Below are 26277 nucleotides of genomic sequence, written 5' to 3'. Positions count from 1 at the left end.
CTCCTATGGTCTAACGGTCCATGCCCATGCCGCGCCCGATGTCGCGGCCATGATCGTGGTGGGGAATGGAGTCGGCGAGGTCGCGCCCGAGGCTGCGGCCCATGTCGCGCCCCGCCTCCAGCCCAAGCTCGCGCTCGCGCAGCCCCAGCAGCGATTCAAGCTGGGCGTCGCGTTCGAGGCTTTTGGCCATGTCGGCCATCTGCTGCCCGGTGGTCTTCGCCGCCCGGAAATTGCCGTCGCGCACAAGCTCGGCATGCTGCTGGCGAAGCTGCTGCCAGCCTTCGACAAAATGGTCGGCGCGGGCGAACGGATCGATACGCAACTCGGTTTCGGCCTGCATCGCCCGCACGGCCTCATGGCCGCGCCCCTCCGCCGCCTCGCGGATCAGTTCGGGACCGTTGCGGAACGCGCTGTTCAGATCCGTCGAGCCTTCGGGCCGGATCGCGTCGAGGGCGTCGCGGGCTTTCTCCAGCGCGGCGACCTGATGCGGCATGGCGTCGATGCCCTGCGCGCGGGTCTGGCGGATCGCGTCGAGCGCGCCTGCATAGCGCTCCACCGCCCCGCGCAGGCCCCCCGCGCGCATCGGCATGGGATCATGCTCGCGCTGCTGCTGCCGGCGGGCGGGATCATGGACCGACGATGGCGGACGGAAGTTCGCGAATATCCCCTGATCGCGCGAAGGCTGCTGCGGCTCGGGCGGCCTGAAATTGTCGAAGATGCCGGGCTGGCGTTCGGGTGCGCGCGACGCCTCGCGTTCCTGTGCTGGGGTCTGCCCCGGCAGCGAGAGGCGCAACCCGTCGAACATGCCGCGCGCCTTCTCCGCGATCGGCCTGACGATCTCGGCCACACGCTCGCCGAATGTGATGCCCCGCCGCTCGGCGAACTGCTCGGCGGGATCGCGCTTGCCATAGTCGCTCGCCATGTCCTTGGGACCCTCGCGCGAGAGGATTTGCACAAGCTTCGACTGATCGCGAAAATCATCCTTCCCATAATGCAGGTCCACGCCCTCCCGGTGGCGGGTGAGGACGACATAGGTTCCGTGCCGATCCATCCCCGGCGTGGCGAGCGCATGGGTGCGATCGACGGATACCGCCTGCGTCTTGTGGATCGTGGCCGCATAGCCATGGTCGAGGTCGCGATAGTCCTTCATGTCGAACGATACGGAGCGCCCGTCATCGGTGCGCACGGTCATGCCCTGTTCGCTGACCTTCTCGATGACGCCCAGCGTGCCGTTCTTGACCTCCATGCTCCGCTCGTTGCGCCGGAACATGACGCGATCCCCGGAGGCGAAATCGCGATCGCCGTTCGCGGTCCTGACGCGCACATCGTCGCCCAGTTCCTTGCCCAGATGCAGCCGCTCGCGCGCCATATCGTTGAGGGTCCGCACCTCCTCATTGGTGTGGGTGAAGATCATCCGCGTCTTGTCGGGTTCGGCCTGCCGCGCCGCGTCCCAGCGGTCGATCAGGTCCGCACGCGCCTGCTCGCGCGTCTCGGCGGCGTGGACCATGCCGCGATCACTATAGGCCCGGATCGCCTCGCCGGTGCGCCCGGTCGCCAGATGGCGGGTGGCGTCCTTCTGCCAGTCCTCATGCTGGCGGCGGATGTCGGTGATCTCGACGCCGCCATGGCGCTCATGGATGGCGCGGAACGCCGCGCCCGCCTCGATCGCCTGCAACTGCTCGGCGTCGCCCACCATCACCACCTTCGCGCCCGCCTCTTCGGCATGGGACAGCACGCGCTCCATCTGGCGGCTGCCGACCATGCCGGCCTCGTCGATCACCAGCACGTCGCGGGCGGTCAGAAGATCGCGTCCGTTGGTCCAACCATGTTCCATGCTGGCGATGGTGCGCGAGGCGATGCCGGAACCATTCTCCAACCCCTCCGCCGCGATCCCCGACAGCGCCACGCCGCGCACCGCATAGCCGCTGCGCTCCCATGCCTCGCGCGCCACGCCCAGCATCGCGCTCTTGCCGGTGCCGGCGTAACCGATCACCACGCTCAAACCCTTCGCGTCGGTGACATGATCGAACGCGCTGCGCTGCTCGCCCGACAGCACAAGCCCATCCCCTTCCGCGCGCGCCAATGCCGCCTCGCGCGCCTTCTCCTCCGTGCGATGCCGTTCGCGCTCCGCCATCAATTCGCTGGCGCGCTGCAACCGCTGTTCGGTCTTGATCATCTCGCGCGACGTGAACCGATCATCGCCGCGCCCGTCCTTGCCCAGCGCGATCAGGTCGGGCGACGCGCGCACGGCGCTCATCGCCCGGTCATATTGCTCCTTGCCGTCGCTGTGCCGGTGGACGAACATGGCAAGGTCGCGGGTGGTGAAGGTCGCCTGATGGTGGGTGATGGCGTTGAGCGCGATACCCGGCTCTGCGATGATGCGTTCGCCATTGCGCTGCGCGATCTCGCGGTGATCCTCGATCCGCTCGGACTCAAGGCCCCGCTCGTCCATGCGCGACGCGGCGGGGCCGATCTTGTCCTGCGGCTCCAGGTCGATGCCCTGCGCTTCAAGGGAACGATGATCGATGCGGGCGTCGATATCCAGTTCGGCAAGGCGCACATTGACATGATCCGCCCAGCGCTCGCGCCATTGCTCGACAAGCTCGGTCCTGTTCCAGTCGCGCTGCTTCTGCCCGAACCCGTCTTCGCCGACCTCCCGCATGGTGAGCATGACGTGCGCGTGCGGCTTCTCCAGCTTGTCCGCGCCGATGTCCCAATGCACATTCAAATCCGCGATCATGCCGCGTTCGACAAATTCGGCGCGCACGAAATCCTGCGCGAGCGCGATGCCCTGCTGCTGGTTCATCTCGCGGGGAATGGCGAACTCAACTTCGCGCGCAAGCTGGGCGTCCTTGCGCTTCTCGGTGGCCTCGACCTCGTTCCAGAGAGTCTGCCGATCCGAGAGCCGTTCGGGCGCGCCTTCGGGCAGGAGGATTTCCGAATGGACGACGCCCGCCTTGTTGGTGAAGTCATGGGTGCGGTCGAGCCGCTCGTCATGGAGGCGCTCGGCCGCGCGATAGGCGGCAGCGGCGACGCTGCTGCGCCCCTGGCCGCGACCGATGACCTGAACCGAGAAGTGATACATTGCCATGACGGCAATCCATCTACACTTCAAGCAGCACGTCGGCACGATGTATAAGCGCGCCCTCCCCGAAATAAATCCGGGCAGGGACCAGGTGGTTCCAGCCAGTCCCGGCGACTCTACTGCACTCTGCGCGACGTTACTCTAGAATCACGCCATTGCACAAGAATGGAGACTGTGATGCGCAAGCCGAAGGACTTCGATACGGAACTGAAAGCCCTTGCCGACAAGGCGCGGCAACTGAAAGAACGCCGCGTGCGGCAACTCGGCGAACTGGTGGTCGCCTGCGGTGCCGATGCGCTCGACGCTGATCTATTGGCGGGGGCGCTCCTCCATACCGTCGCCGTCAAGGATGCTGCCACGAAGGAGGGCTGGCGCAAGGCGGGCGCTGCCTTTTTTCAGGGCAAGGCACGCCAGCCTGCGCCGCGATCTGAACGCCAGCCGGAAGGCGCTCTACCGCTGCAAGGCGGCGCGACATCGCGTTGAGGCAGCAAAGGCGAGAACGGACATGAGGGAATGGATGGTCGAGCGCAGGGCGCGCACCAAAACACTGATCGAACTCGGTGGCCTCGTAGTGAAGGCGGGGCTGGTCGATCTCACCGATGATGATCGTGCCGCGCTCTACGGCGCGTTCCTGTCGATCGCGGGCAAGCTGCAAGGCGACGAACGCACCAATGCGCTTGCCTTGTGGAAGCGGCGTGGAAAGCGGGCGTTCGAGGCGGAACAGGAAGCGCTCAAAGACGAAGGACAAGCCGACGGTCGGTAGCCAGGGCGCGCAGCAGCAAGCGCAAGGCTGCACTGCCTATGAAATCTCCGTCGGCAATGGCATCATGTCCGGGCGCTGCGCTGCCTTTCGGGCTGTGCGGCCGGGTCAACATCAAAAATTGCGGGGAGCCGGACATGGAGATTCGATTATCGGCGTTGCGACGCATCATGAAGACGATCACGAATGACAATGCGCGTTATGCCCTGGGCGAAAAGATGCGGGAACTGGGCTACCTCAACGCCTCCGATTTCCTCTCGGCGAATCCGCCCGAAGACCATGTGCGCGAAGTCGAACGGCTTGTAATGCCATAGTAGCGGTTGCGGCCTACAGACAGGACAACGTGACGGACATCTATTCGCCGATCCTCATCCATTGCGGGGTCGGAAAGATCGTGTCACTTTCGTAAAATTATCTCGTTCGCGGGAGTTATTCAGGAAATATCGCAAGGGGTGTGCGCAATGGCCGGAACCAATCCATTTATAATGCCTGCAATTCTGCTGGCGGCAGTCCTGACGGCCTGCGGCCAGAACGCGGCAACGGCGGAGGCCGAAACGGAGAACGCGACGGAAACCCCGGCGCTTCTGGAGAATGTCGGCGCATCCACCGAAGATGCGGCGAACACCGCGACCGCTGCCGCCGTGGAAACGGCCGCGCCCGACGTGCCTGCACAAGCCACCGCGACGCTCGCGACCCTTCCTTTGAAGCGCGGCTATTATGTCAGGTCGGAAACACCCTGCAATCGGGCATCGCGGGCGGACGTGTTTTCGCTGGTGACACGCACGGGCATGAACCTGAACTGCACGTTCAAGAGGATCGAGAAGACGGGAGCGACGACGTACCGGGTGACGCAGGAATGTGCGAACGAAGGCGCTGCATGGGGACGGGCGGATGAGACCGAGACGTCCACCGACACCTACGAGATTCCGAACGAGACCAGCTACAAGGTCACATATGACGGCGGTTACGAGGCGAGTGCCCGCTATTGCGCGCAATCGAGCATGCCGCCCGGATACAGCGACAACGACATCAGCGATGTAACCGGGTAGCGCATCTTCTCGACCGCGCCTGTGCTACAAGACGCCATGCTGATCGATCCCGCCTATCCCATGATATTGCGCAACGATGCCGAGCGCGTGCATCGCAATGCCGTGCGACGGGATTTCTCGATCGGCAAGGATACCTATGATCTCTACGCGCTGTCGGGCCTGACCAGAGGCGAGGAAAAGCTCTGGGCGAAGTTTGCAACGCTGGCCCAGGGCAAGCCGAGATATGACCTGTTGCAGAAGCTGGTCGCGCGCCAGCCCGCGCTGCGCCTGGGCCTGCTGCTGGACGATGTTGCCGAAGCCCTGCTGATTGTCGGTGTCGCCGATCTGCGCACGCGCGAGGGTGCGTTGCTGGTGCTGGAATGGATCGATGACGACTTCGGCGCTCCGTTGCTGCCGCCATCGGTCGCGCGCGAGATCACGCCCAAATTGCGCGCACTGCGGCGACGGCGGTTCGGCTGGGTGGTGCCGCCGCACAGCGGGGGCAAGGATCATGGCAAGGCGGCTGAGGACGGCGCGGCGATGGAATATCCGCGCATATGGCTCTCGGAAGCCCAGCTTGAACGCTACCGCGCCGATGCCGACTGGTCCGCGATCTTTGAATAACTTAGCGCGTTCCATGGACAAAAAAGAGGCGTAGACTTGTCGTCACTCCTCGCCGCGCGCGGCGATGATGCTGGCATAGCGGCTATCGGTAAGATCAAGGTGCGGCCAATAGTCGGCAGGCGTTACGATCGGTTTGACCGCAAGCATCCCGGCCAGCCGGAAACTGCCCAGCTTGTATTCGACCGGCGACACGCCATCGCGCTCGATCACGACCGCGTCGCAATAGAGGCTGTCATTGCGGCGATAGATGGCTTGCGGAGCCGCCAGCATGTCGGTGCGGTTATAGGTCCATCGCGCGCATTGCTTCTCTTCGATCGTGCGTGCGAGAATGGTTATGGCGTGGGCGTCCCTGTCCTGCGGCGACTGCGATTTCAGGCTGAGAATTTTGCGCGGTCGTCCTGTCATGCGGGAAGCATTGTCGGTTCGGCTGGCTGGAGGCAAGGCGTTCTTCGCGTCGCAGTCTCAGGCTGTCATGGGCATCCTGCCGTTCCGGGCTATTGCGCCAAGGCGATCCTCATCGGGCGCGAGGGCGGTATCGGCACGGTCGAAGGCGTCGCCACCGTGCAATCTGGCGGCTCCCGTTCCTGTCGGAGCAGCGGCTCGCTTGCCCTGCTGATGAGGGTGGCGCTCCTGCCGCAAGGCCGGACATTGATCGTGTCGCCCATATCGACCGCGCACAGCCCAACGTCGCCCGCGAGAAGCCGCATCGCGTTATGGGGCCGGAACCATCCGCGCAAGCCGCGCGACGATCGACCCGCCACGAAGTCCATCCCGATCACGACGCCATAGGATGACTGGCGCGCGACCTGCCTGATGCGCTCTTCGACCGGACCGGGCCGGATGTCGAACCGATACCATTCGGGGATCGCGCCGGGGTCGCATATCACCTCCTGCGTGTGATGCAGCGTGCGCGGAAGGATGCGGAGTTGTCCTATATCGACCGCGATGGCGGTCTTGATGGCGTCGCCTTTCTCCGCCTGCCCGATGCGCTTGGGACTGCCTGTCTCTTCATCCGTCGTGATGCCGGTGCATTGGGGGATCGACAAGGGCAGCAGCAGGGCTGCGTGCATCAACGTCGAAATCAGCAAGGGAAAGACCATCTCCCGCCTGTCGCGCCGCGTCCCGGTCATGGCTGCATTATGAAGCACGGCGCGGCCTGGGCAAATGCCTCCGGCATCGGCTCCGGGCAGTCAGACAGCCGTTCGAGACAGATGGTTTCGACAAGCTGGCGCAGCAGGGCAACGCGCTCCATTGCCCATGCCAGTTCTTGCGGCGTGATCCTGTAGCCATGCCCATAGCGCGCCTCGACATAGGCACGGCGGATGCAGCCGAACGCGCGGCGCTCGAATGGCGTCTCTCGCGGCCATGCCGCGTGCAAGCGGCTGTCCAGTATCTCGGCCCGCTCGCGAAGGTCATCCAGCGCATGACTGCGCGGGCCGTGCAGGCTGATCGACCACAAGACGGACTGATAATAATGCTCGCACGCCTGATGGAGCAGCAGCGCCGCCATCGGGCCATTGCCCTGTGTCCGGTAGAAGCCCGCACCCGACAGGAAATCATTGCCGCGCCGATACCAGCGGTCGAACTCCGCACAGCCCCGCGCACGGCGTTCGGACATCGACATTGGGCGCGGCGTCTCGAACCGCAATCCCTCCATCCGGTAGAGCACGATCCCCCCGGCGATCAGCGTCACGAAATGCGGCACGCCCGCGCCAAGCGCGCGGTTGATCCGATCGAGGCTCGCGACCGTCAGTCGCACCGGATGGGCGATCTCGCCGAACAGGCTCGCGCGGCGCAGCCGGTCGCGCACCAGCCGCCAGTTGCGTTCGCTGCGCGCGAGCCGGGGATGATTGACGATTGCCAGCATATGGAGGGCGTCCCCCGGCGCAGGATCGCACTGGTGTTCGGCAAGGGGGCCATGCAGGATCAGCGCGATGATACGGCCTGTGCGATACTGATCCGACAGCCTTCCCCGCATCGCTTCGGCGAAGGTCTCGAACAGGATCGAGGCGGCGCGATGAAGCTCGCGCTGGATCGGCGCGGGCAGATGGCCGATGTCGGCGCGCGGCGTCATGACCGCCGTTCCTCCCGGTCGCGCCGCCAGCCTTTTGGGCGCGGGTGGCCGGTCACGTCATGGACGCAATCGAGCAGGGCGCGAACCAGCGGCATGATCGAGGCGGGGACAAAGCCGCCGCTATCGGGCCGGTCTTCGTCCCATGCGTCATAATGATGACGCCATTTCCAGTAAGGCGAGAGAACCAGCGCAAGTCGCGCCATGTCGGGGCAGTCATGGGCAAGGCCGGTAGCGTTGGCGTAGGCCAAGGCCTTGGCGATGTCCTGCCGGATGTGACGGGCGTTCCAGTCATCGGCAAAGCCCATGTCGAGCAGATAGGCGCAGAGCGCCTGCTGGCAGACGAACCCGGCCAGATGTAGCGCATCATTGGGATATCGGGTATCGGCGAAGGGAAGGATCTCCACCAGCATCCAGCGCCGTTCGGCATTGTGATAGCGGAAGCGGCTTGCCGTGCGTCCTTCCTTCGTGCGCGCAAGGGTCGCCGGTCCGTCCTCATAGCGTCGGTGCAGCGCCGCCAGCGCGCCGCCCCAGGGCGGGGCGATCACTGACGCGGCGACCGGCGCGGCGGCAAGGCCGCGCAGCAGCGCGCGGCGCGACGTGCCCCCTGTCGATTCGGGTTCAGGATATTCATGCTTCGCCATTGCCGCGCCTCCATCGGCTGCGTCCCCGCGCCGCATGGTGCAACCCAAAGGACTATCCGATATCGCTTATAAGGCCGAAGGCGGCTATTTAGCAATAACCGATATCCCTTACTGAAGTTGCGATTGAAAGGGCGACATGGCCGGTTACGAGACTTGCATGGGAAGACCGCCGCTCGGAGTGAAAACAACTGTCGTTCGCCTGCCTGATGGTCTGGCGGAGCGGATAGACGATCTGATCGGCCCCAATCGCCGCGCGAAGTTCATCCGCGATATCGTGGAACGAGAAGTCGAACGGCTGGAAAGCGAACGCAAGGCGAAATCGGGGGGAGCTTCTCCGGGCTGACGGCAAAGTCGCCAACGGCATCGCTGTTGCAAGGCGCGGCCATGCGTTGCACGATGCCGCGTTCTTGCTGGTGAAGAGATATCGTCATGCTGAGGAAGATCGTTTTGCTGGCGGCGCTGTTCGTCGCTGCGCCCGTATCGGCCCAACTGGCTCCCGGCGTTCATATGCCGTCGGAGATCGGCGCGGCCTATGGGCGGCTGGGCAAGGCCATGATGGCGCATGACGCCGAAGGCGTCAGAACCGTCTGGGCCGAGGATTTTGTCGTGAACGCGCCTAACAACGCCGTGCTTGGCCGCGAGGAGGTCATCGCCGTGATGGAGCGCGATTTCCTCGACTATAAGGACTTCCACAAGCATATCACCTTCGTCGGCGAGAAGCCCGAGGTCACGGTGGTCATGGGGTATGACACGATGATCCCGCTCAAGGGACCGGGGGCCGGCAAGCAGGTCATGCGGCCGTTCACCGATGTCTGGGCGAGGCGAAGCGCGGGCTGGCAACTGATTGCGCGCCAGGCGACGATTGCAGAGGCGCGTTGAGCGGATTGCGGGGACCGCCATCGGATGGCAGGGGAAAGCGTCCGGCTGTGCCGGACGCGCGATTTTTTCCGTCGAATGGCCGTGTGGGTCTGACCCTGACCCGGCAAGAAGCCCGGAGGCGAAGCCGCCTCCGGGCATGGTCGGTCATGCTGCTTGCGCCAAGGGCTGTTCCTGCGTTTCTTCGGGCGCTTCGGTGCCGGTTTCGAGCAGCGGCGCAATCGCGCTCCACCGCTCGGCGCTGTCCACGCCGCCCCGGTCGGTATAGGCGGACGGCGGGAAGGCCATCCAGCGCGGCACCCAGCCTTCGGCCTTCGCACGGTCGTTGGTCCCGGCAAGGCAGTCGCGCACGATAGCGCGCTGCACCTTGACGCTTTCCCCGGCATTGGCGCTGGCGACGGCATCGCCCGCGACTTCCGCGACGATTCTGCCGATAACCTCCTTGTCGCGGATAGCATCGAGCAAGGCGTCGTCGGCCTGCCAGACCTTCGCCATGTCGATGTCGAGCAATGCGCCCAGCAATTCCACGGTCGCGCTACCCGCCGCCAGCGTATCCCCCATGACCACGGCCAGCACCGATAGCACCGCCTCATCGGACAGGCCCAGCAAATGGACGAACAGCTCTGGCAAGCCATGATCCCCCGCATAGCCGCCCGTCACGGTGGGCGTGTCGGCATCGAACCCCAGCAGCGCCAGAACCTCGCGCCGCTTCGCATCGAACAGGGCTTCCGATGCGCTGGATTCCACGCTCTCCGCGATGGCGTCGCTGTTGGCGCGCTGCTTCTCCACGTCCACCCGCCACAAGGGAGAACCCACAATCGCATGGGCCAGCATCAGGCGCAGCGCCAAGGCGGGCTGTGAAAGCAGCGAGGCGCGCACGGCGGCATGGCGGTGCAGATCGACATAGTTGCGGACCGGGGCGCTGATCTCCGGGCGCACTGGCTTGGGCAGGGCTTCGCCTGTCTCGCGCCTGCGGGCTTCCTTGGCCGTCACATAGCCCTCATGGAAGGTCACTTCGCCGCGATGGCTGATCGCCACATAGACCCGCCCGCCTTTCTTCTTCTGGCAGCGTTCATGCTCCCATGTGTGGAAATACTCCCCGCGCTCCATCACGACGACTTCCGGCCATCCTGCCTCCCGGTAGGCATTCGCCCGTTCCGCGATGGCCGTTTCCTGCGCCGTCCAGAAATCCGACGCGCTGGCGAAATAGCTGTCCTCCCCGAACAGGTCGGAAATGATCTCGCCGGAATAGCTGCCAACATCGAACAGCGCGGCACTGGTGGAAATCGCCGCCCCGCCCATGAGCCATGCGCGAAGGTTCTGGCCCAAGGGCGCATGGTCGCTCTCGCTGTCGAGCAGGGCCAGCCATGCGCGCTGCTGCGCCTTGCTGGCGAGGGTCAGGTGCCGCACGGTGACGGCATCGATTTTTTCGGCGCGGCAGAGATTGCGAATGCGCGGCATCAGGTTGCCCAGAGCAAGCGTCCGTTTCACTTGCAAGGCGGTCAGCCCAAAGGTCAGTGAGATATCCTCCACGGTGCGCCCCTCCCGGACAAGGCGGGTGAAGGTTTCGTGGCGGGTCATCTCGTCGGGGTCCAACCTTGCGATGTTCTCGATCAGCGAGGCTTCCAGCGCTGCTGCATCGTCACCTGCTGCCATGACGGCGCACGGCAAGGGATCGATGCTCCCGCTTTCCTCCGCGACGGCCAGCGCCGCATGATAGCGCCGCTTGCCTGCCACGATCTCGTAGCTGTCGGGTGACCCATTCTCCCGCACGATCAGCGGCACGAGGATACCCCGCGCGCGGATCGACGGCAGGATGTTGGTAAGGTCGGGTGCCTTCTTCCCCCCGCGCATGTTGGCGGAAGACACCGAGAGGCGGGCAATGTCGATATGCTTGAGTTCCATCTTTCTTACTCCACTCTTGCGCAAACCGGCCCCGGCCAGAGCGGGGTGGGCGGCAAGAGCGCACCGGAAGGCGCGGCGACGAAGGCGGGATGCACCGCAGGCTGGAACGCATGTGGAAGACCCGGCCTGCCGGGTTGCGGCCCGCCGCGACGCGCCTAGAGGCAGCGACAAGCCCGCACCGCTTGCCGGAGCCGGTCCACGCCATCGCGCCCATGCGCGATGTCCGCATGGGGGACGGTGCAGCCGTTCCCCCGCGTCATGCGATCGTCACGCCCTCCGGGGGCCGAGACGGCGCAAAGCGATGGCTCGGTGGCGCGCAGCGCCATAGAGCGCGGTCCGCGCAGCTTGCGCGGGGACGCCCGGTCCCGCCTTCGGTTCCACTTGACATTATCCGGCCTGCGATCAAGCATTTCGGTCCTGCTTCATGACGTCCCGGCGGATGCCCTCAACAAGGAGTATCCCGATGACCGACTCGGCCTGACGCCGACACAGGATCGCCCGTCGCGGGCGGTCATGTCGGCGTGCGCGCGGGATTCTGGCACAGCCTGGGAAAAAATCTTCATCATGGTCGCATCGGTGAAGACCCTGCGCCATCAACCGCCGCCCTCCGCCACCGATCGCCCCTTGCCGCCGGCGTCCACCCGACCTGTCGCCGCATGACTGCCCCCGCGTTCGGACCGCTCTTGTCCGGCACGGCGGGGCACCCGATGCTCGTGACCGGGGGACGCCTGCACCATCATGATTTGAAGAGACATGCCCCCATGACCATGCACAGCAATGACCGCATCATCCGCCTCAAAACCGTGCTGGCCCGCACCGGGCTTTCGCGCTCGACCCTCTATCGCAAGATCGCGGACGGGACGTTCCCCGCCCAGATCAGGATCAGCATCCACGGCGCGGGCTGGCGGCAATCCGCCGTCGATCGCTGGATCGCTGATCCGGTGGGCTACAGGGCCGAGGACATCCGGTGACGACTGCGCCGCCGCTTCCATGTGGGGCGCATGGAGGCGGCGGCAAGGGCCGTCATCGCAAGCGGCGCACGGCGATCTCGCTGATCGGCTAGCAGAGGATTACGCTGAGATAGTCGCCATCCTTCGCGGCGATTGACTGGATGATTTCGTCTCGCGTGACGATCGGTATCCCGCGCACGCGCGCTGTTGCCATCAAAAAGCAATCGCCGGGATCTTTATGCCCGGTGTCGGCCACAATGCTGGCCGCCTCCAGCGAAATGCGCTGCTGGATCGGAATGATCCGCGCCGACGTGACGCGCACTGCTTCCCGGAACCAGCGATCGGGCGGGTCATCACCCAGATGCGGCCGCCCCGCGACACGGTTCTTCCTGGTCGCGACCGCAAGTTCCCATGCGGTGATCGGCGACACGAACAGCGTGCCCGCTTCCTGATTCTCGCCGATCGCGACCAGCGCCTCTTCAAGCAATTCCTCCTCGCCGCTCACGAGCCAATAGAGCGCGTGCGTGTCGAGCAGGATTCCGGGCAAGGATCAGGGCTTCGCGTGGGCGGGTTCGAGCTTCCGGGCCTTCGCGCCCTTCATGGCCTGCGAGGCTATGGGCTTGGTAAGATCGACGCTCTTCTTGAGCGTCAAATGCCCCTTGAGCGCCCCGACGCCGCGCACGACGACAGACCGCCCGGATTTGGAATCGCGGACGATCTTTTCGGTCGGTGCTGAATGGGCCTTGGTCATGGAGCCAATATAGCGAAGAAGCGCAAAGCTTCCAAGGCCATCATGGCCAGTCCGATATGATGATTGCCGGAATGGCCAAGGCTGCGCCTGATGCGTCTGTATTGGCGCTTTTACGACTAATTTTGCACTTGTGCCACGAAGTTGGCTACGATCGGCAATGTAATGCCTCACCCCCTTGCGCGGCGGGACGAAGCGATACAGCATGAAAATGTGGCGAGCAGGCCGGCCGATTGAGGACGGGCATGTCGCGCGCCGTGAAACGATGGATGGTGGATTCAGGACGGCGTGATCCCGCGCCGTATCGCCTGCACCGAACATGCGCCGATGCTGCTATCCGCCGTCATTTCCCGCCATAGTCACGCGTTGCCGTAACCGGGCCGGGTCGCCGCGTCTCGCGTGGGAATCCGGGCCGCCAATTCTGTTCGCAGGGGGATCGCACCAACGCCGAAATCTGAAAGTCACCTCAATGCCCGACAAGGAAAAGATCATCCGCATGAAGACCGTGCTGACCCGCACCGGGCTTTCGCGCTCTACGCTTTACAGAAAAATCGCCGAAGGCAGTTTTCCAAAACAGGTGGCGATCAGCGTCCATGGCACCGGCTGGCACGAGTCCGCCGTGGATCGCTGGATCGCCAATCCCGCCGCCTTCCGCGAGGACCGCGCCGAATGAGGAAAGGCCGGGTTACTCCCCGGCCTTCGCCTTTGGAAACGTGCCCTTGATGATCTTCGCGCCGTCGCGCAGGAAATCGAGATGGTCGGACCAGTGCTGCATCATGCGCACGCGCTCGTCCCAATATTCGCCGCGCGTATAGGCGCGACGCACCGCGTTGTTGTCGCAATGGGCAAGCTGGCGCTCGATCGCGTCGGGATGCCACAGGCCCATTTCGTTGAGCAGCGTCGCCGCCATCGCCCGGAAGCCGTGGCCGGTCATCTCGTCCTGGGCGAAGCCCATGCGCCGCAAGGCGGCGATGATGGTGTTTTCCGACATGGGCCGATCGACCGAGCGCAGCGAGGGGAACAGGTAGCTGCTATACTCGGCGTCATGCTCGATCGTTTCGAGGATCGCCAATGCCTGTCGGGAGAGGGGAATGCTATGCGCCCGCCGCATCTTGGTCTTGTACGGTGGGATGGTCCACAGCGCCTTGTCGAAATCGAAGTCGGCCCATTCGGCATGGCGAAGCTCGCCGGGACGCACAAAGACATGCGGGAGCAGTTGTAACGCCGCCTTGGTATTCGCAAAGCCCTCGAACGCCTCGATGGCGCGCAGCAGGCCGCCCGCGCCGTTGGCGCTGGTGATCGCTGCCCGGTGGACGGGCTGGGGGGCGATCAACGCGCCGCGCAGGTCCGCCGCCACGTCGCGCTCGGCGCGAGCCGTGGCGATGGCGTAGCGGAATATCTGGCTGCATGTGCTGCGAAGGCGCTTGGCCGTCTCGTAGCGGCCCTTGCCCTCCATCTTGCGGAGCATGATGAGAAGCTCCTGCGCGGTGATGGAGGCGACAGGGCGTTTGCCGATAGACTCGTTGATGAAGTCCAGCAGCCAGCGCAGTTTCTTCATGGTGACGCCGGAGCGGCCCTCGCGCTCGACCTTCACCAGCCATTCGTCAGCCACCGCCTTGAAGCTGTTGGACGCCGCGACGGCGGCTGCGACCTTTTCCAGCCTGATCTGCTCGGCCGGATCATTGCCCTTCGCCAGAACCTTGCGGGCCGCGTCGCGCTGCTCGCGGGCGTCCGCAAGGCCGGTGTCGGGATACACTCCGAAGGCCAGCGTCTTCTGCTTGCCCATATGGCGGTAGTTCATCCGCCAGTAGCGGCCGCCATTGGGGGTGACGTAGAGGAACAGCCCGTCGCCATCGGTGAGTTTATAGGGCTTTGCGCGGCCCCTGGCCTTGGTAATCGCAACAGCGGTAAGCGCCATGATGGTATCTCCGGCAAGGGGAGGACCGCGCTACCATCAGATATACCATCAACATGCTGGTATCCGGTGGAACGAGGTCGCTCCATATGGGAATACCTATACCACGAAAAACCGCAGAAATCAGCCAGTTATGGCACTTTCTGGAACCCTCTGGGAGAGGATTTTGGTGACCCCTACGGGAATCGAACCCGTGTTTCAGCCGTGAGAGGGCCGCGTCCTAACCGCTAGACGAAGGGGCCATGCGCCGCGTCGGGCGGCTGGCAGGGGCCGGGCTTTAGGAAGGCGTGCCGGGCGCGTCAAGGAAAACCGCGCCGGGACCAGGCCAGTTGAAAAGCCGCATGCCAAAAAAAACCGCCCCATGCAGAGCATGGAGCGGCCTAGGTTCAGGGAGGAGACGCCTCCAAAGGGGGAGGCGCCCATACGATACACCCGAAAGGGGGGCAGGTGCATCGCATGTTCAGTAGATAGGGCAGGTCACATTCCGTTTCAAGAGGAGATGCAATCGCTTTTCTATCAATTATTTCCGCCGTTTCGGGTTAACTTCCCGTTCAGGCCTGAACGACCTGGGGGATCGGCCCCTTGCCCAGATTGACCTGCGCTTCGAAAATGTCGCGCATCAGCTGAAGCGAAAAGAGATGGGCGTGGATCAGCGGCAGCATCCCGCTCTGGTTGATCTTGCGCAGCTGGTCGCCGCGCAGGTCGCGCAGCTTTTCCTCGTTGATCATACGGAAACCGCGATAGACGAAGGGCTGTTCGTTGCCCGGCGTCTGGATCGCGACCTCGCCGTCCATCAGCAGGTCCATTTCCTGCAATTCGCGCACGAACTGGCCGGTGCGGGCAGCGGCCTGCTCGAAATCCTCGCAGAATTTCAGCACGCCCTGGGTCAGTTCGGTCGGCTTGCCATCCTCGAACAGGGGCTGGCCATCCTCGAACGGGCCGATCGCGGGGCTGGTCGGATCGAAGCACAGCGACAGTTCGTCGCTGTCGGGACGCAGCTTCGCCAGCATCCAGGGATAACGGCGCACATAGGCCGGAATGTAGGACGGACCGCCACGCAGCTTGCCTTCGTCATCGACGAAGATGTTGACCCCTTCATTAAGGCCCATCAGCGCCAGCGGCACCGAATCCGTGCCTGCCGAAAAGATGATCGGCACGAAACGCTGGGCGGCGACAAATTCGTCGATGGTCAGCGGAATGGCGTGCTGGCTGGTCAGGAACGGCGCCGAATCGACCGCTACGCTACGGAAATCGGCATGATCCAAGCTGCTCAGCGGAAGGAGGTCGTTGTAGAAGATCGGCAGGTTATTCGCGGGCGCGCTGGCCATGATCCGGTATCCATTCTGTCAATAAAGCGGCGCTGTGCAGTGGCGCCGCCGGGCGTAAAACTGGGAGAGGGCGATAAAGCCCTGCGCAGCGGGTGGCAATTGCTTTCACACATTGGTTCCGGGCCTGATCTTCAGGCTTCATCGGGCAGGGGAATGAGTTTCCCCGGATTGAACAGCCCTTGCGGATCGAATGCGGCCTTGATCGCCCGCAGCGCGCCGATCCGCGCCGGGCCTGCCAGCCGCGCCAGCTCCGTCCGCTTCATCTGGCCGATGCCATGTTCGGCGGAAATGGACCCGCCAGCCGCGACCACGGTATCATGGACGAAGGCGTTGATCGCCTGGCCCTGCGCCGCGATCCAGCCTGGCCCGTCGCTCGTCCCCTTTGGCGCGCGGACATGGAAATGGACATTGCCATCGCCCAGATGGCCAAAGGATGACGCCGTCGTGCCGGGAAAGCGCGCCATGGCCGCGTCGGCCGCATCGATCATGAAAGCGGGCATCCGCGCCACCGGCACGCTGATGTCATATTGCAGCGCCGGCCCCTGCGCCTTTTCCGATTCTGACAGCGACTCGCGAATTCGCCAGAAGGCTTCGGCCTGCGTTTCATTGGCGGCGACGACCGCGTCGATCGCGATTTCCCGTTCGAACGCCAGCGCCAGCGCGCCTTCCAGCCGTTCGACCGGCCCCGGATCGCGCAGATCGCCATGATCGACCTCGATCAGCACATGCCATGCCGTCCGTGTCTCGATCGGCGACCGGGTGCCGGGGATATGCCCCAGCACAAAGCCCAGCGTCTCGTCGGCGATCACCTCGAATCCTTCGACGGCATCGCCCAATTCCGCTTCCACCAGCCGAAGCAGCGCCAGCGCTTCGGAGGGGGAGGCGACGCCGACCCAGCCGACCGCCCGCGCCGCTATGGCCGGGACCAGCCGCAGCGCCGCCGCCGTGATCACGCCCAGCGTTCCTTCCGCGCCGATCAGCAACTGCTTGATGTCGTAACCGCGATTATCCTTTTTCAGCGCATCCAGCCCATGGAAGATGCTGCCATCGGGCAGCACTGCCTCCACCCCTTCGACCAGCGCCCGCATCGTTCCGTGGCGCAAAACCTGCGTACCGCCCGCATTGGTCGACACCAGCCCACCGATGGTTGCGGACCCCTTGGCCCCCAGGCTCAACGGAAAACGGCGACCGGCGGCTTCCGCGGCATCGTGCAGGTTGCTCAGGATCACGCCTGCCTCGCAGATCGCCAGATTATCGTCCGCGCTCAGGCTGCGAATCCGGTTCATCCGCCGCAGCGACAGGATCAGCGCCGATCCGTCGGCAGGCGGCGTCGCCCCGCCCACCATCGACGTATTGCCCCCCTGTGGCACCAGCGCGACGCCCAACTCGCCTGCCAGCGCCACGATGGCGGCAACCTCCTCCACCGACACAGGTGACAGGATCGCCACCGCCGTGCCATGATAGCGCCCGCGCCAGTCGCTGACCCATGGCGCAATATCATCCGGGTCGGTGATGACGCCCTTGGGGCCAAGCAGCGCGGAGAAACGATCGATAATAGCCTGTCCAATCATGGGACGCACCTATCCCCTGAATTCATCGACTGTTCAACCATGGGTCGATAGCTTCCGATTCCCAAAAGGGGTTCGATTTGGTTCATTCCATATTGCTGCTGATGGCCGCCACTACGGCTAGCCCGGTTCAATGGGCGCAAATGACGATTGAACAGCGCGTCATCATTCGCGTGCCGATGGCACGCAAGGGCAGGGCGCCCGCGCGCATAACGGAAAAAGCCGCCGACGCATGGGACGAAAAGAAGGGGCCGCGCTGCGTCGCGCTCCGCTCGATTCGCGCTGCCGCCATCGCCGTGCGCAACGGGGTGGACCTGATCCTGGCCGACGATCATCGCTATCGCGCGCGGTTGGAAAAAGGGTGCGACGCGGCGGCTTTCTATTCCGGTTTCTATGTCGAACCGGACGAGGACGGGTCGCTATGTTCGGGCCGGGACGAATTGCAGGCGCGCGGCGGGACCAGTTGCGCCATTGAAAGCTTCAAGCGGCTGATCGCCGTCGAACCCGACGATTAAGTGTCGCGATCGGGCGACAGGACAGGGCAAATCGCGCGATTTCCTTGACAAGCGGCCGATATTTCCGCAATGCGCGGCCGATTTCCGTCTCGCTATCGTGCAGGACGGACAAGCCTCCTGTTCCCGGACCATTGAATGACTTTTGCCGATCTCGGCCTTTCCGACGAATTGCTCAGGGCCGTAACCGAGGCCGGTTACGATACGCCCACGCCTATTCAGGCGCAGGCGATCCCGTCCGTCCTGATGATGCGCGACATTATCGGCATTGCCCAGACGGGGACGGGCAAGACCGCCAGCTTCGTGCTGCCGATGATCGACATCCTCGCCCATGGCCGCAGCCGCGCGCGGATGCCGCGATCGCTGATTTTGGAGCCGACCCGCGAACTCGCCGCCCAGGTCGCGGAAAATTTCGAGAAATACGGCAAATATCACAAACTTTCGATGGCGCTGCTGATCGGTGGCGTGTCGATGGGCGACCAGCTTGCCGCGCTCGAAAAGGGCGTGGACGTGCTGATCGCGACACCGGGCCGCCTCATGGACCTGTTCGGTCGCGGCAAGATCATGCTCAATGGCTGTTCGCTGCTGGTCATCGACGAAGCCGACCGGATGCTCGACATGGGCTTCATCCCCGATATCGAGGAAATCTGCACCAAGCTGCCCGCGCAGCGCCAGACGCTTCTGTTTTCGGCAACCATGCCGCCGGTCATCAAGAAGCTGGCCGACAAATTCCTGTCAAACCCCAAATCGATCGAAGTCGCGCGCCCCGCCAGCGCATCGACCAACATCACCCAGCGTCTGGTGAAGGTCGACGCGCGCAAGAAGCGCGACACATTGTCCAAAATGCTGCGCGAAGCCGACGTCACCAGCGCGGTCATCTTCTGCAACCGCAAGACGACGGTGCGGGACTTGAACAAGAGCCTGCAACGCGACGGCTTCAAGTCGGGCGAAATCCATGGCGATATCGACCAGGGTTCGCGCATCGCCGAACTGGAACGCTTCCGCGCCGGCACCGTCAACATCCTCGTCGCGTCGGACGTCGCGGCGCGCGGTCTGGACATCAAGGGCGTCAGCCATGTGTTCAACTATGACGCGCCCTGGCACCCGGACGATTATGTCCACCGCATCGGCCGCACCGGCCGCGCGGGCGCATCAGGCGTCGCCTACACCTTCGTCACAGAAGCGGACGCCGAAGCGATCGACAATATCCAGAAGCTGATCGGCACGAAGATCGAGATCGTCGGCGCGGCGGAGGCCATCGCCAGCGCCGAACCGACCGCAGAAGCCGCACCCAAGACGCCAAGGGGCCGCAAGCCCCGCGCGGCAAAGCCTGCTGCCCAAGCTGCGGTTGCGGACGAGCCCGCCGCCGAAAAGCCCAGCCCGGCCCGCCGGTCACGTGCGCAAAAGCCGCGCGAGGAAGTAGCCACCAGCCCAGCCGCCGCCCCCCGCGCCGCCGAAGCCCCCGCCCGCCAACGCCGCAACGAACATCAGGACGACGGCCCCGACGAAGGCTGGAACGGCCCGGTCCCCGAATTCCTGAACTTCGGCTTCGACGCCTAATCCTTACAAACCTTCTCCCTTGAGGGAGAAGGATACGAAGCCTGGCCGAACGCAGTGAGGTTAGGCGCAGTTGGATGAGGGTGCGCGGCGTGTCCTTTGTGGCAACTACGCCGTCATTCTAACCTTTCGCGATGCCCAACAAGTTGTTCCAGTCTGAACTTACGGTATCGTTCACCATGATCACGAATGTCGGCGTCATCAATCCATTGAGATAGGGCGGACCAAGCGGCCCGCTCTATTTTCTCAAGTGATCGCGGATGAGGGAACGTCTCGTCGAGTTCGTTCCGATCAATGACGCCACCAGCAATCGCGCGGCTCAACATTGCAATTAATGCTGCTCGATTCTGCTGCGCCAGCCGCTGTGCTTCCTCAAACAGAACTTCCAATTCGGCTAACTCCTCATCACCGCAAGGGAGGCTTACGTCGCAAGCCGCAGCGCGGATAGCCTCCAGCCTTGGATCGGCAACGGGAATGGAAATGAAATCGTCCCAATCCCACTCACCGCTGGTGTTGTCGATGAAATCGCGAATATATCGAGCGACATATGTGGGTGATCGGTGCGCGCCCTTCTCGAACGGCATCATGATAAGTTTGAGGATTATGAAGGCGGGAAGCAGAACGAAGCCTAAAATGCAGCCAATGCCATTGATTAGAGGGTTGGAACCAAATGTCAGCCGCATGTCACCCCCCCCTTCACAACAATCCCATCGCCCGCATACTGCTATGCCCGTTCGTGCCGACGATAATATGGTCATGCACCGCGATGTTCAGCCGCTTGCCCGCGTCGATGATCTGGCGTGTCACCTCTATGTCCTGACGGCTGGGTTCGGGCGATCCGCTGGGATGGTTATGCACCAATATGATCGCTGCTGACCCCAGGTCGATCGCCCGCCTGATCACCTCGCGGACATAGATGGCCGCCTGGTCGATCGATCCGTCGCCCATATTTTCGTCGCGGATCAGCATGTTACGCGCGTTCAGGTGCAGCACCCGCACCCGCTCCACTCCCAGAAACGCCATGTCCGCGCGCAGATAGTCGAGCAGCGCCTGCCAACTGGCCAGCACGGGCCGCGCCGCCACTTCGTTGCGCAGCGTCCGCAGCATCGTCGCCTGCACGATCTTGATCGCCGCGATGCTGGTGTCGCCCATGCCCGGCACCCGCGCGATCGCCTGCCAGTCCGCGCTCATCAGCCCGCCAATGCCGCCAAATTCGCGCAGCAACGCCTTGGCCAGCGGCTTGGTATCGCGCCGGGGAATCGCCAGCGCCAGGAGATATTCGATCAGTTCATGATCATGCAGCGCATCCCCGCCGCTTTCGGCCAGCTTTTGCCGCAACCGCGCGCGACGCCCTGCGCCATCATGCGTGACTTTTGCGTCCTGCTCGGCCAAACCTGCGTTCCTCGCTACTGGCCATCGACGCTATAAGTTGCGGAATCGCGGGGCAAGGATATTTAATCGCGTACGGACGTTATGGTCCCGTTACGGACCATCAGCGTTACTTGAAAGCCGGGGTTGGCCATAAGCATGGAAGAACAGGACGGCGAAGAGCAGGTTCGCCGGGGTTGGCTACGCTGGCTGGGTGTCGGCACCGGGTCGCTTGCACTGGTGCTGGCTGGCCTGTGGACGCAGCGCGCGCCGATCGCGGAAAATTTCGTCAGCCGCGAACTGAACCGGCGCGGGGTGCAGGCCAATTATGATCTGACCGATGTGGGCCTGCGCACCCAGCGGATCGAACATATCCTGCTGGGCGACCCGGCCAATCCGGATCTGACCGCCGATTGGGTAGAGGTCGACATCGCTTTCGCCGGTCTGACGCCACAGGTCGCCGCGGTGCGCGCGGGCGGCGTGCGGATGCGCGGTTCCTATCGCGACGGCGTGCTGCGCCTGGGCGAACTGGACAAGTTCAGCGATCCTGACTCCACAGAACCCTTCAGCCTGCCCGACATCCTCCTAGCGCTCAACGACGCGCGTTTGCGGCTCGATACCGATGCCGGCCAGGTGGCCATGCGTATCGACGGGATCGGCAATCTGCGCTCCGGCTTTCAGGGCAAACTGGCCGCCGCCATGCCCCGCGCGGCCTTTGCCGGTTGCGGCCTGACGGACGGGCGCGCGTCGCTGGCCATCGCCATGGACCGGGGCCGTCCGCATGTCACCGGCCCGGTGCGCGCCTCGGCGCTCGCCTGCCACGATAGCGCCGCCATGGCCCGCCCGGTGGCGACGCTTGACCTCACGCTGGGCCAGGCGTTCGACCGCTGGAGCGGCCATGTCGACCTGTCGGGTGAGGCGCTCAAGGCCAGCGGCATCGTCCTGGCCGCACCCAGCGGCCGTGTCGATTTCGACGGCACGGCATCCGCCACCAGCGGCCGCGCCCGCATCGGCGCAAGGGCGCTGGCGGGGCAGGGGACCATGATCGAACAGGCCAGCCTTGCGGGAACATGGTCGGTCAAGAGCGGCGAAGCGAAGGCGCAAGGCGAACTGTCGGGGCGTCAGCTCCATATGGCGGGCCGCGATCCGCTGGCGTCGCTGCGCAGTTCCACCCTTGGCACGCCCGTCGGCCCGCTCGCCACCCGCTTGGCCGACGCGGTGCGCCGCGCGGGGGACAATAATCGGATCAGCACGCGCTTCGCCTTCGTCCAGCGGGGTGCCGCGGGCAGCCTTGCCCTCACCGATAGCCGCCTTGTCGCCCGCAGCGGTGCGCAGGTCGGCCTGTCCCCGGATGGCCGCATCACGCTGGCCTGGCCCGGCCGCGCCGGTTCCAGCCTCGATTGGGCGCTCGAAGGCGCGTTGCGGACGGGCGGTGGCGGCCTGCCAGATGCCGCGCTGCGCCTGGCCCGCCGCGCCGGTGGCGGCTTTGGCGGCGAATTATTCGTCGATCCCTATGCCGCTGGCGACGCGCGCCTGAGCATCGATCGCGTCCGCTTCATCGCGCAGCCCGATGGCGCCACCCGTTTCTCGACTGCGCTGCGCCTCGATGGGCCATTGCCCGATGGTCGTCTGCGCGGCCTTCGCTTGCCGATCGAGGGGCAGCTTGCCGCCAATGGCGCGCTGGCGATCAACCGCCGATGCGTGCCCCTGTCGTTGATGGAAGCCCGCTATGGTGCCTTTGCCATTGGCCAGACGCGCCAGACACTCTGTCCTCTGGATGGCGGCGCGCTGTTCGCCATGGGTCCAAGGGGCATCAGCGGCGGCGCGGACATCCCCGATCTGGCGCTTGTCGGCACCAGCGGCGACAGCCCGCTGCGCCTGACCGCCGATCATGCCCGCATCGCACTTGGCCAGACCGGCTTCGCCCTTGCCAACCCCGCGCTGACGCTTGGCCCGAACGACGCTCCCGTCCGCCTGACCGCCGCCAGCCTGGACGGCGCGATGACTGCGCGCGGCCTTAGCGGCACTGTGAGCGGGGCAGGGGGGCAGATCGGCACCGTTCCGCTGATCGTCGAACAGGGCAACGGCACCTGGCGCTTCGCCGACAGCGCGCTCGATTTCCGCGCCGCCATGACCGTGCGCGATTCGCAGTCGCCCGTCCGCTTCAATCCGCTTGCCGTTCCTGATTTTGCCCTGACCCTGAAAAATGGCCGCATCGCGGCGACCGGCACGCTGGCCTCGCCGCGCAATGGCGCGACCGTCGCCCGTACCAGCATCGCGCATGAGCTTGGCAGCGGTAAAGGGCATGCGGACCTCAACGTGCCCGGCCTGGTTTTCGGTCCCGGTCTCCAGCCTGACGAAGTCACGCCGCTGGCGCTCGGCGTCGTCGCCAATGTCGCGGCGACGGTGACGGGGAACGGGCGGATCGACTGGAACGGTTCCAACGTCACCTCCACCGGCACGTTCCGCACCGACAATGCCAATCTCGCCGCCGCCTTCGGCCCGGTGCAGGGCCTGTCGGGCGAAATCCGCTTCACCGACCTCATCAACATGGTCACCGCGCCGGGCCAGACCGTCAAGATCACCTCCGTCAATCCCGGCGTGGAAGTCCGCGACGGCACTGTCCGTTATCGGCTGGAAGCCGGGCAGAAGGTCCGAATCGAGGGCGGCGGCTGGCCGTTTTCTGGCGGGCAGCTGGTCCTGCTTCCCACCACCATGGATTTCAGCGCCGACGTCGATCGCTACCTGACCTTCCGCGTCATCGGCCTCGACGCCGGGGCGTTCATCCAGGCGATGGAACTGGACAATATCTCCGCCACCGGCACATTTGATGGCCTCATGCCCCTCATATTCAACTCGCAGGGCGGGCGGGTCGCGGGCGGGGTGCTTGTCGCCCGGCAACAGGGCATGCCGCCGCTGCTGATGCCCGAAGGCGTCTTGCCGACCATCCCCTGTGATCCTGCGCGGCAATCGGGCGTGCTGTCCTATGTCGGCCCCGTATCGAACGAGCAGCTTGGGGCGATGGGACGGCTGGCATTCGATGCGCTCAAAAACTTGCAATATAAATGCCTGACGATCCTGATGGACGGCGCGCTGGACGGCGAAATGGTCACCAATGTCGTGTTCAACGGCGTCAATCGCGGTCAGTTGGGCGGCACCCCGGCAGGGTTGGCACGCAACTTCACGGGCCTGCCCTTCCTGTTCAACGTGCGGATCGCCGCGCCCTTCCGTGGGCTGCTCGGCACCGCCCAGTCCTTCATCGATCCCTCGCAACTCATCCAGAACAGCATCGGCGACCAGATGCAGGCGACCATGAAGAGCAAAATGAACGAAAGCCTTGCGGTTCAGCCTGCGGAAAGCGACAACATGCCAAACAGGGAGCGCAAATGAAGAAGCAAGCAATCATGATGGCGGGTTTCGCCGGTCTGGCCCTGGGGGGCTGTATTCAGGTCAAGGCGCCTGACAAGCCGATCGAAATCAACCTGAATGTGAAGGTGCAGCAGGAGGTCGTCGTGCGCCTGCAACGTGACGCACAGGATCTCATCCAGAATAACCCGGAGTTGTTCCCGCAATGACACGCAAGATGCTCATGATCGCCGCTGGTGCCGCCGTCGCTCTGGCCGCTGGTTTTGCAATGACCGCGCCCGCCCGTGCCCAGACCGGGGCCGTGGCCAGCGCCATGGCGGCCGGCACGGTGGGCGAACAGGCTGATGGTTATCTCGGCATCGCCGGCACGGTGGCGGGCGATGTCCGCGCCGAAGTCGAATCGATCAACATCAAGCGCCGCGCCGCCTATACGCAGCTGGCCAGCCAGCGTGGCGTCACCGTGCAGGATGTCGCCGCCGCCACCGGCTGTCAGACGCTCAGCAGCAGGGTCAAGACCGGCCAGGTGTATCGCATCGGCGCTGGCGCGTGGCAGACCAAGGGTGCCGGCCCGATCGCGCTGCCGCCCTATTGCGCGTCGGCGGGCTGAAAAGACGCACTGGCGGACTTTTCTCATTCCTTCGTCCGGGGGTGCCAATCTCTGCCCAACCATGGTTGACTATCCGCAATCGCCTTTCTAAACGGGCCGCGCCTTGACGGGTGCAGCCGCAAGCGCCATGCCGCCTGCCATATGGGGTAAAACCCCGATGGAGGACGAACATGGTTGCGGATGGACCCGGACAGGACCCGGCGGGGGAAGATGCGCGCATCACGTCTCTGGAAGAGCGGATTGCGCGCGCTGAATCCGTCGAAAAGGTCAGGCAGGGGGCTGTGGAGCAACAGGCGGACGATGGGTCTCGCCTGGGCAACCGGGTTCTTGCAGAACTGATCGGCGGTCTTGTCGGCGGTGCGTTGATCGGCTGGGTTTTGGACCGGCTGTTTGACACATCCCCATGGCTCCTGCTCGTTTTCCTCGGTCTTGGCATCGTGGCGGCGTTCAGGAACATCATCAGATTGACGACGACGAAGCGTCCCCCGGAATAAGGGACGCTTTTGTCATAGTCCGACGTTTAGACGGTTTAGACGTAACAGGGGTCCAGCGTGGCAGAATCCGGCAAAATCGATCCGATGCATCAATTTGCGATCGAACCGCTGTTCGGTACGGATCATCTGTCGATCGGCGGCTTCAACATCGCCTTCACCAACAGCGCGCTCTATATGGTGCTCGCGGCTGTGGTGCTGTGGATCTTCGTGATCGGCGGCATGAAGCGCGAACTGGTCCCCGGTCGCTGGCAGATGGCGGTCGAATATATGACCGGCTTCATCAAGAATCTGCTGATTGCGAATATCGGCGACAAGGGGCGCAAATATATCCCCTACGTCTTTTCGCTCTTCATGTTCATTCTGCTGGCCAACCTTCTGGGCCTGCTGCCGCTGGGTCTGGTGGGGCTTCACCCCTTCACCTTCACCAGCCATTTTACCGCCACTGGCGTATTGGCGATCATGAGCTTCTCGATCGTCCTGATCGTCGGCTTCGCCAAGCATGGCTTCCACTTCTTCTCGCTCTTCGTGCCCCATGGCACGCCTGCGCTGATGGTGGTGCCGCTCTTCTTCATTGAACTCGTCTCCTTCATGGTGCGTCCGTTCAGCCTGGGCCTGCGACTGTTCGTCGCGATGACCGCTGGCCACGTACTCCTGAAGGTGCTGGCGGGTTTCGTCATCAACAGCGCCAATGCCTCGCCGGCTTTGGGTCTCACCGTCGGCACCGCCAGCTTCGTCCTGATGATCGGCATCAGCGCGCTGGAAATGCTGGTCGCGGTGATCCAGGCCTATGTGTTCGCGCTGCTGACCTCGGTCTATCTCAACGATGCCGAAAACCTGCACTAAGATTTCCGTAATTTCGTCAACATTATTA

The 26277-nt window shown here is 64.2% G+C and carries 30 protein-coding genes and 1 tRNA gene; 16 read left to right on the top strand and 15 right to left on the bottom strand.

Annotated elements, in window-relative coordinates; translation table 11 throughout:
• Positions 1-10 precede the first annotated feature (10 nt).
• Positions 11-3091, bottom strand: coding sequence for a Ti-type conjugative transfer relaxase TraA (traA, locus tag FE851_RS08290; protein WP_145201528.1), 3081 nt, complete (start codon positions 3089-3091; stop codon positions 11-13).
• Positions 3092-3262: 171 nt separating this feature from the next.
• Between traA and traD the strand changes: the two genes are divergently transcribed.
• The 5 genes from traD (at position 3263) to FE851_RS08270 (ending at position 5497) form a co-directional block, all read left to right on the top strand.
• Positions 3263-3568, top strand: coding sequence for a conjugal transfer protein TraD (gene traD, locus FE851_RS08285; protein ID WP_145201525.1), 306 nt, complete (start codon positions 3263-3265; stop codon positions 3566-3568).
• Positions 3569-3590: 22 nt separating this feature from the next.
• Entirely contained in the window at positions 3591-3848 is a 258-nt protein-coding gene (locus tag FE851_RS08280) for a conjugal transfer protein TraD (RefSeq protein ID WP_145201522.1), read from the top strand.
• Positions 3849-4015: 167 nt separating this feature from the next.
• Entirely contained in the window at positions 4016-4159 is a 144-nt protein-coding gene (locus FE851_RS26060; RefSeq protein ID WP_186378778.1) for a hypothetical protein, read from the top strand.
• A 147-nt stretch (positions 4160-4306) separates the two neighbouring features.
• A complete protein-coding gene (locus FE851_RS08275) occupies positions 4307-4894 on the top strand; it encodes a hypothetical protein (RefSeq protein ID WP_145201519.1) in 588 nt (195 codons plus the stop codon).
• 36 nt (positions 4895-4930) lie between these two features.
• Positions 4931-5497, top strand: a complete 567-nt coding sequence (locus FE851_RS08270) for a hypothetical protein (RefSeq protein WP_145201517.1) — start codon at positions 4931-4933, stop codon at positions 5495-5497.
• Positions 5498-5539: 42 nt separating this feature from the next.
• Here FE851_RS08270 and FE851_RS08265 read toward each other — a convergent pair whose 3' ends face one another.
• From FE851_RS08265 to FE851_RS08250, 4 genes are all read right to left on the bottom strand, one after another.
• A complete protein-coding gene (locus tag FE851_RS08265; RefSeq protein ID WP_145201515.1) occupies positions 5540-5902 on the bottom strand; it encodes a hypothetical protein in 363 nt (120 codons plus the stop codon).
• A gap of 89 nt (positions 5903-5991) precedes the next feature.
• On the bottom strand, positions 5992-6627 hold the full coding sequence (locus FE851_RS08260; protein ID WP_145201513.1) for a hypothetical protein: 636 nt from the start codon (positions 6625-6627) through the stop codon (positions 5992-5994).
• On the bottom strand, positions 6624-7571 hold the full coding sequence (locus tag FE851_RS08255) for a HEPN domain-containing protein (RefSeq protein WP_145201511.1): 948 nt from the start codon (positions 7569-7571) through the stop codon (positions 6624-6626). Before FE851_RS08255 ends, FE851_RS08260 begins: the two co-directional genes overlap by 4 nt.
• Complete coding sequence (locus FE851_RS08250) at positions 7568-8212, bottom strand: hypothetical protein (RefSeq protein WP_145201509.1); 645 nt, start codon at positions 8210-8212, stop codon at positions 7568-7570. Before FE851_RS08250 ends, FE851_RS08255 begins: the two co-directional genes overlap by 4 nt.
• Positions 8213-8348: 136 nt before the next feature.
• Here FE851_RS08250 and FE851_RS08245 point away from each other — a divergent pair, with 136 nt between their 5' ends.
• Together FE851_RS08245 and FE851_RS08240 are read left to right on the top strand one after the other, a co-directional pair.
• The gene (locus FE851_RS08245) at positions 8349-8555 is read left to right on the top strand and encodes a ribbon-helix-helix domain-containing protein (RefSeq protein ID WP_222422936.1); all 207 of its coding nucleotides are present in this window, start codon (positions 8349-8351) and stop codon (positions 8553-8555) included.
• Between the two features lie 86 nt (positions 8556-8641).
• Positions 8642-9091: a nuclear transport factor 2 family protein gene (locus FE851_RS08240; RefSeq protein ID WP_145201507.1), complete on the top strand. Its 450-nt coding sequence runs from the start codon at positions 8642-8644 to the stop codon at positions 9089-9091.
• Between the two features lie 144 nt (positions 9092-9235).
• Here FE851_RS08240 and FE851_RS08235 read toward each other — a convergent pair whose 3' ends face one another.
• Together FE851_RS08235 and FE851_RS26055 are read right to left on the bottom strand one after the other, a co-directional pair.
• Positions 9236-10993, bottom strand: coding sequence for a ParB/RepB/Spo0J family partition protein (locus FE851_RS08235; RefSeq protein ID WP_145201505.1), 1758 nt, complete (start codon positions 10991-10993; stop codon positions 9236-9238).
• Positions 10994-11586: 593 nt separating this feature from the next.
• Entirely contained in the window at positions 11587-11748 is a 162-nt protein-coding gene (locus FE851_RS26055; protein WP_186378777.1) for a hypothetical protein, read from the bottom strand.
• A gap of 12 nt (positions 11749-11760) precedes the next feature.
• Between FE851_RS26055 and FE851_RS08230 the strand changes: the two genes are divergently transcribed.
• A complete protein-coding gene (locus tag FE851_RS08230; RefSeq protein WP_145204244.1) occupies positions 11761-11964 on the top strand; it encodes a helix-turn-helix transcriptional regulator in 204 nt (67 codons plus the stop codon).
• Positions 11965-12052: 88 nt separating this feature from the next.
• Here the strand turns inward: FE851_RS08230 and FE851_RS08225 are convergent, their stop codons facing one another.
• A complete protein-coding gene (locus tag FE851_RS08225; RefSeq protein ID WP_145201503.1) occupies positions 12053-12490 on the bottom strand; it encodes a type II toxin-antitoxin system VapC family toxin in 438 nt (145 codons plus the stop codon).
• 3 nt (positions 12491-12493) lie between these two features.
• The gene (locus FE851_RS08220) at positions 12494-12694 is read right to left on the bottom strand and encodes a hypothetical protein (RefSeq protein ID WP_145201500.1); all 201 of its coding nucleotides are present in this window, start codon (positions 12692-12694) and stop codon (positions 12494-12496) included.
• A gap of 466 nt (positions 12695-13160) precedes the next feature.
• Between FE851_RS08220 and FE851_RS08215 the strand changes: the two genes are divergently transcribed.
• The gene (locus tag FE851_RS08215) at positions 13161-13364 is read left to right on the top strand and encodes a helix-turn-helix transcriptional regulator (RefSeq protein ID WP_145201497.1); all 204 of its coding nucleotides are present in this window, start codon (positions 13161-13163) and stop codon (positions 13362-13364) included.
• A gap of 12 nt (positions 13365-13376) precedes the next feature.
• On the opposite strand, the gene FE851_RS08210 is transcribed toward FE851_RS08215, so the two are convergent.
• The 4 genes from FE851_RS08210 to FE851_RS08195 all read right to left on the bottom strand — a co-directional run bounded on the left by FE851_RS08210 (position 13377) and on the right by FE851_RS08195 (position 17505).
• Complete coding sequence (locus tag FE851_RS08210) at positions 13377-14609, bottom strand: tyrosine-type recombinase/integrase (protein ID WP_145201494.1); 1233 nt, start codon at positions 14607-14609, stop codon at positions 13377-13379.
• A 164-nt stretch (positions 14610-14773) separates the two neighbouring features.
• Positions 14774-14848, bottom strand: a tRNA-Glu gene (locus tag FE851_RS08205).
• Between the two features lie 309 nt (positions 14849-15157).
• Positions 15158-15934 carry a SapC family protein gene (locus FE851_RS08200; protein WP_017182483.1) on the bottom strand — a complete coding sequence of 259 codons (777 nt, stop codon included), beginning with the start codon at positions 15932-15934 and terminating at the stop codon, positions 15158-15160.
• A 131-nt stretch (positions 15935-16065) separates the two neighbouring features.
• Positions 16066-17505: an FAD-binding oxidoreductase gene (locus FE851_RS08195; RefSeq protein WP_145201491.1), complete on the bottom strand. Its 1440-nt coding sequence runs from the start codon at positions 17503-17505 to the stop codon at positions 16066-16068.
• 77 nt (positions 17506-17582) lie between these two features.
• Here FE851_RS08195 and FE851_RS08190 point away from each other — a divergent pair, with 77 nt between their 5' ends.
• Complete coding sequence (locus FE851_RS08190; RefSeq protein ID WP_026002276.1) at positions 17583-18017, top strand: hypothetical protein; 435 nt, start codon at positions 17583-17585, stop codon at positions 18015-18017.
• 135 nt (positions 18018-18152) lie between these two features.
• The gene (locus FE851_RS08185; protein WP_145201488.1) at positions 18153-19574 is read left to right on the top strand and encodes a DEAD/DEAH box helicase; all 1422 of its coding nucleotides are present in this window, start codon (positions 18153-18155) and stop codon (positions 19572-19574) included.
• A 113-nt stretch (positions 19575-19687) separates the two neighbouring features.
• Here FE851_RS08185 and FE851_RS08180 read toward each other — a convergent pair whose 3' ends face one another.
• A complete protein-coding gene (locus FE851_RS08180; RefSeq protein WP_145201485.1) occupies positions 19688-20254 on the bottom strand; it encodes a hypothetical protein in 567 nt (188 codons plus the stop codon).
• Positions 20255-20267: 13 nt separating this feature from the next.
• The gene (gene radC / locus FE851_RS08175) at positions 20268-20963 is read right to left on the bottom strand and encodes a RadC family protein (protein WP_145201482.1); all 696 of its coding nucleotides are present in this window, start codon (positions 20961-20963) and stop codon (positions 20268-20270) included.
• Between the two features lie 135 nt (positions 20964-21098).
• Here radC and FE851_RS08170 point away from each other — a divergent pair, with 135 nt between their 5' ends.
• The 5 genes from FE851_RS08170 to FE851_RS08150 all read left to right on the top strand — a co-directional run bounded on the left by FE851_RS08170 (position 21099) and on the right by FE851_RS08150 (position 26249).
• A complete protein-coding gene (locus tag FE851_RS08170; RefSeq protein ID WP_145201479.1) occupies positions 21099-24329 on the top strand; it encodes a YdbH domain-containing protein in 3231 nt (1076 codons plus the stop codon).
• Positions 24326-24514, top strand: coding sequence for a YnbE family lipoprotein (locus FE851_RS08165; protein ID WP_017182713.1), 189 nt, complete (start codon positions 24326-24328; stop codon positions 24512-24514). Before FE851_RS08170 ends, FE851_RS08165 begins: the two co-directional genes overlap by 4 nt.
• Positions 24511-24912, top strand: a complete 402-nt coding sequence (locus tag FE851_RS08160; RefSeq protein WP_019051993.1) for a YdbL family protein — start codon at positions 24511-24513, stop codon at positions 24910-24912. Before FE851_RS08165 ends, FE851_RS08160 begins: the two co-directional genes overlap by 4 nt.
• Before the next feature lie 170 nt (positions 24913-25082).
• Positions 25083-25406 (top strand): AtpZ/AtpI family protein, encoded by a 324-nt coding sequence (locus FE851_RS08155; RefSeq protein WP_107125496.1) that lies wholly within the window; start codon positions 25083-25085, stop codon positions 25404-25406.
• Positions 25407-25463: 57 nt separating this feature from the next.
• Positions 25464-26249 (top strand): F0F1 ATP synthase subunit A, encoded by a 786-nt coding sequence (locus FE851_RS08150; RefSeq protein ID WP_017182710.1) that lies wholly within the window; start codon positions 25464-25466, stop codon positions 26247-26249.
• The last annotated feature ends 28 nt before the right edge of the window (positions 26250-26277 follow it).

This window comes from Sphingobium sp. B2 (genome assembly GCF_007693735.1).
GTDB lineage: Bacteria > Pseudomonadota > Alphaproteobacteria > Sphingomonadales > Sphingomonadaceae > Sphingobium > Sphingobium xenophagum.
Note: the sequence above shows the minus strand (reverse complement) of the source record. Positions and strands in the feature narration are given on the sequence as shown.

Excerpts from the sequence above, each read along its gene's own strand:
- traA (WP_145201528.1), bottom strand. The coding sequence starts at position 3,091 with ATGGCAATGTATCACTTCTCGGTTCAGGTCATCGGTCGCGGCCAGGGG.
- traD (WP_145201525.1), top strand. The coding sequence starts at position 3,263 with ATGCGCAAGCCGAAGGACTTCGATACGGAACTGAAAGCCCTTGCCGAC.
- FE851_RS08280 (WP_145201522.1), top strand. The coding sequence starts at position 3,591 with ATGAGGGAATGGATGGTCGAGCGCAGGGCGCGCACCAAAACACTGATC.
- FE851_RS26060 (WP_186378778.1), top strand. The coding sequence starts at position 4,016 with ATGAAGACGATCACGAATGACAATGCGCGTTATGCCCTGGGCGAAAAG.
- FE851_RS08275 (WP_145201519.1), top strand. The coding sequence starts at position 4,307 with ATGGCCGGAACCAATCCATTTATAATGCCTGCAATTCTGCTGGCGGCA.
- FE851_RS08270 (WP_145201517.1), top strand. The coding sequence starts at position 4,931 with ATGCTGATCGATCCCGCCTATCCCATGATATTGCGCAACGATGCCGAG.
- FE851_RS08265 (WP_145201515.1), bottom strand. The coding sequence starts at position 5,902 with ATGACAGGACGACCGCGCAAAATTCTCAGCCTGAAATCGCAGTCGCCG.
- FE851_RS08260 (WP_145201513.1), bottom strand. The coding sequence starts at position 6,627 with ATGACCGGGACGCGGCGCGACAGGCGGGAGATGGTCTTTCCCTTGCTG.
- FE851_RS08255 (WP_145201511.1), bottom strand. The coding sequence starts at position 7,571 with ATGACGCCGCGCGCCGACATCGGCCATCTGCCCGCGCCGATCCAGCGC.
- FE851_RS08250 (WP_145201509.1), bottom strand. The coding sequence starts at position 8,212 with ATGGCGAAGCATGAATATCCTGAACCCGAATCGACAGGGGGCACGTCG.
- FE851_RS08245 (WP_222422936.1), top strand. The coding sequence starts at position 8,349 with ATGGCCGGTTACGAGACTTGCATGGGAAGACCGCCGCTCGGAGTGAAA.
- FE851_RS08240 (WP_145201507.1), top strand. The coding sequence starts at position 8,642 with ATGCTGAGGAAGATCGTTTTGCTGGCGGCGCTGTTCGTCGCTGCGCCC.
- FE851_RS08235 (WP_145201505.1), bottom strand. The coding sequence starts at position 10,993 with ATGGAACTCAAGCATATCGACATTGCCCGCCTCTCGGTGTCTTCCGCC.
- FE851_RS26055 (WP_186378777.1), bottom strand. The coding sequence starts at position 11,748 with ATGTCTCTTCAAATCATGATGGTGCAGGCGTCCCCCGGTCACGAGCAT.
- FE851_RS08230 (WP_145204244.1), top strand. The coding sequence starts at position 11,761 with ATGCACAGCAATGACCGCATCATCCGCCTCAAAACCGTGCTGGCCCGC.
- FE851_RS08220 (WP_145201500.1), bottom strand. The coding sequence starts at position 12,694 with ATGACCAAGGCCCATTCAGCACCGACCGAAAAGATCGTCCGCGATTCC.
- FE851_RS08215 (WP_145201497.1), top strand. The coding sequence starts at position 13,161 with ATGCCCGACAAGGAAAAGATCATCCGCATGAAGACCGTGCTGACCCGC.
- FE851_RS08210 (WP_145201494.1), bottom strand. The coding sequence starts at position 14,609 with ATGGCGCTTACCGCTGTTGCGATTACCAAGGCCAGGGGCCGCGCAAAG.
- FE851_RS08200 (WP_017182483.1), bottom strand. The coding sequence starts at position 15,934 with ATGGCCAGCGCGCCCGCGAATAACCTGCCGATCTTCTACAACGACCTC.
- FE851_RS08195 (WP_145201491.1), bottom strand. The coding sequence starts at position 17,505 with ATGATTGGACAGGCTATTATCGATCGTTTCTCCGCGCTGCTTGGCCCC.
- FE851_RS08185 (WP_145201488.1), top strand. The coding sequence starts at position 18,153 with ATGACTTTTGCCGATCTCGGCCTTTCCGACGAATTGCTCAGGGCCGTA.
- FE851_RS08180 (WP_145201485.1), bottom strand. The coding sequence starts at position 20,254 with ATGCGGCTGACATTTGGTTCCAACCCTCTAATCAATGGCATTGGCTGC.
- FE851_RS08170 (WP_145201479.1), top strand. The coding sequence starts at position 21,099 with ATGGAAGAACAGGACGGCGAAGAGCAGGTTCGCCGGGGTTGGCTACGC.
- FE851_RS08165 (WP_017182713.1), top strand. The coding sequence starts at position 24,326 with ATGAAGAAGCAAGCAATCATGATGGCGGGTTTCGCCGGTCTGGCCCTG.
- FE851_RS08160 (WP_019051993.1), top strand. The coding sequence starts at position 24,511 with ATGACACGCAAGATGCTCATGATCGCCGCTGGTGCCGCCGTCGCTCTG.
- FE851_RS08155 (WP_107125496.1), top strand. The coding sequence starts at position 25,083 with ATGGTTGCGGATGGACCCGGACAGGACCCGGCGGGGGAAGATGCGCGC.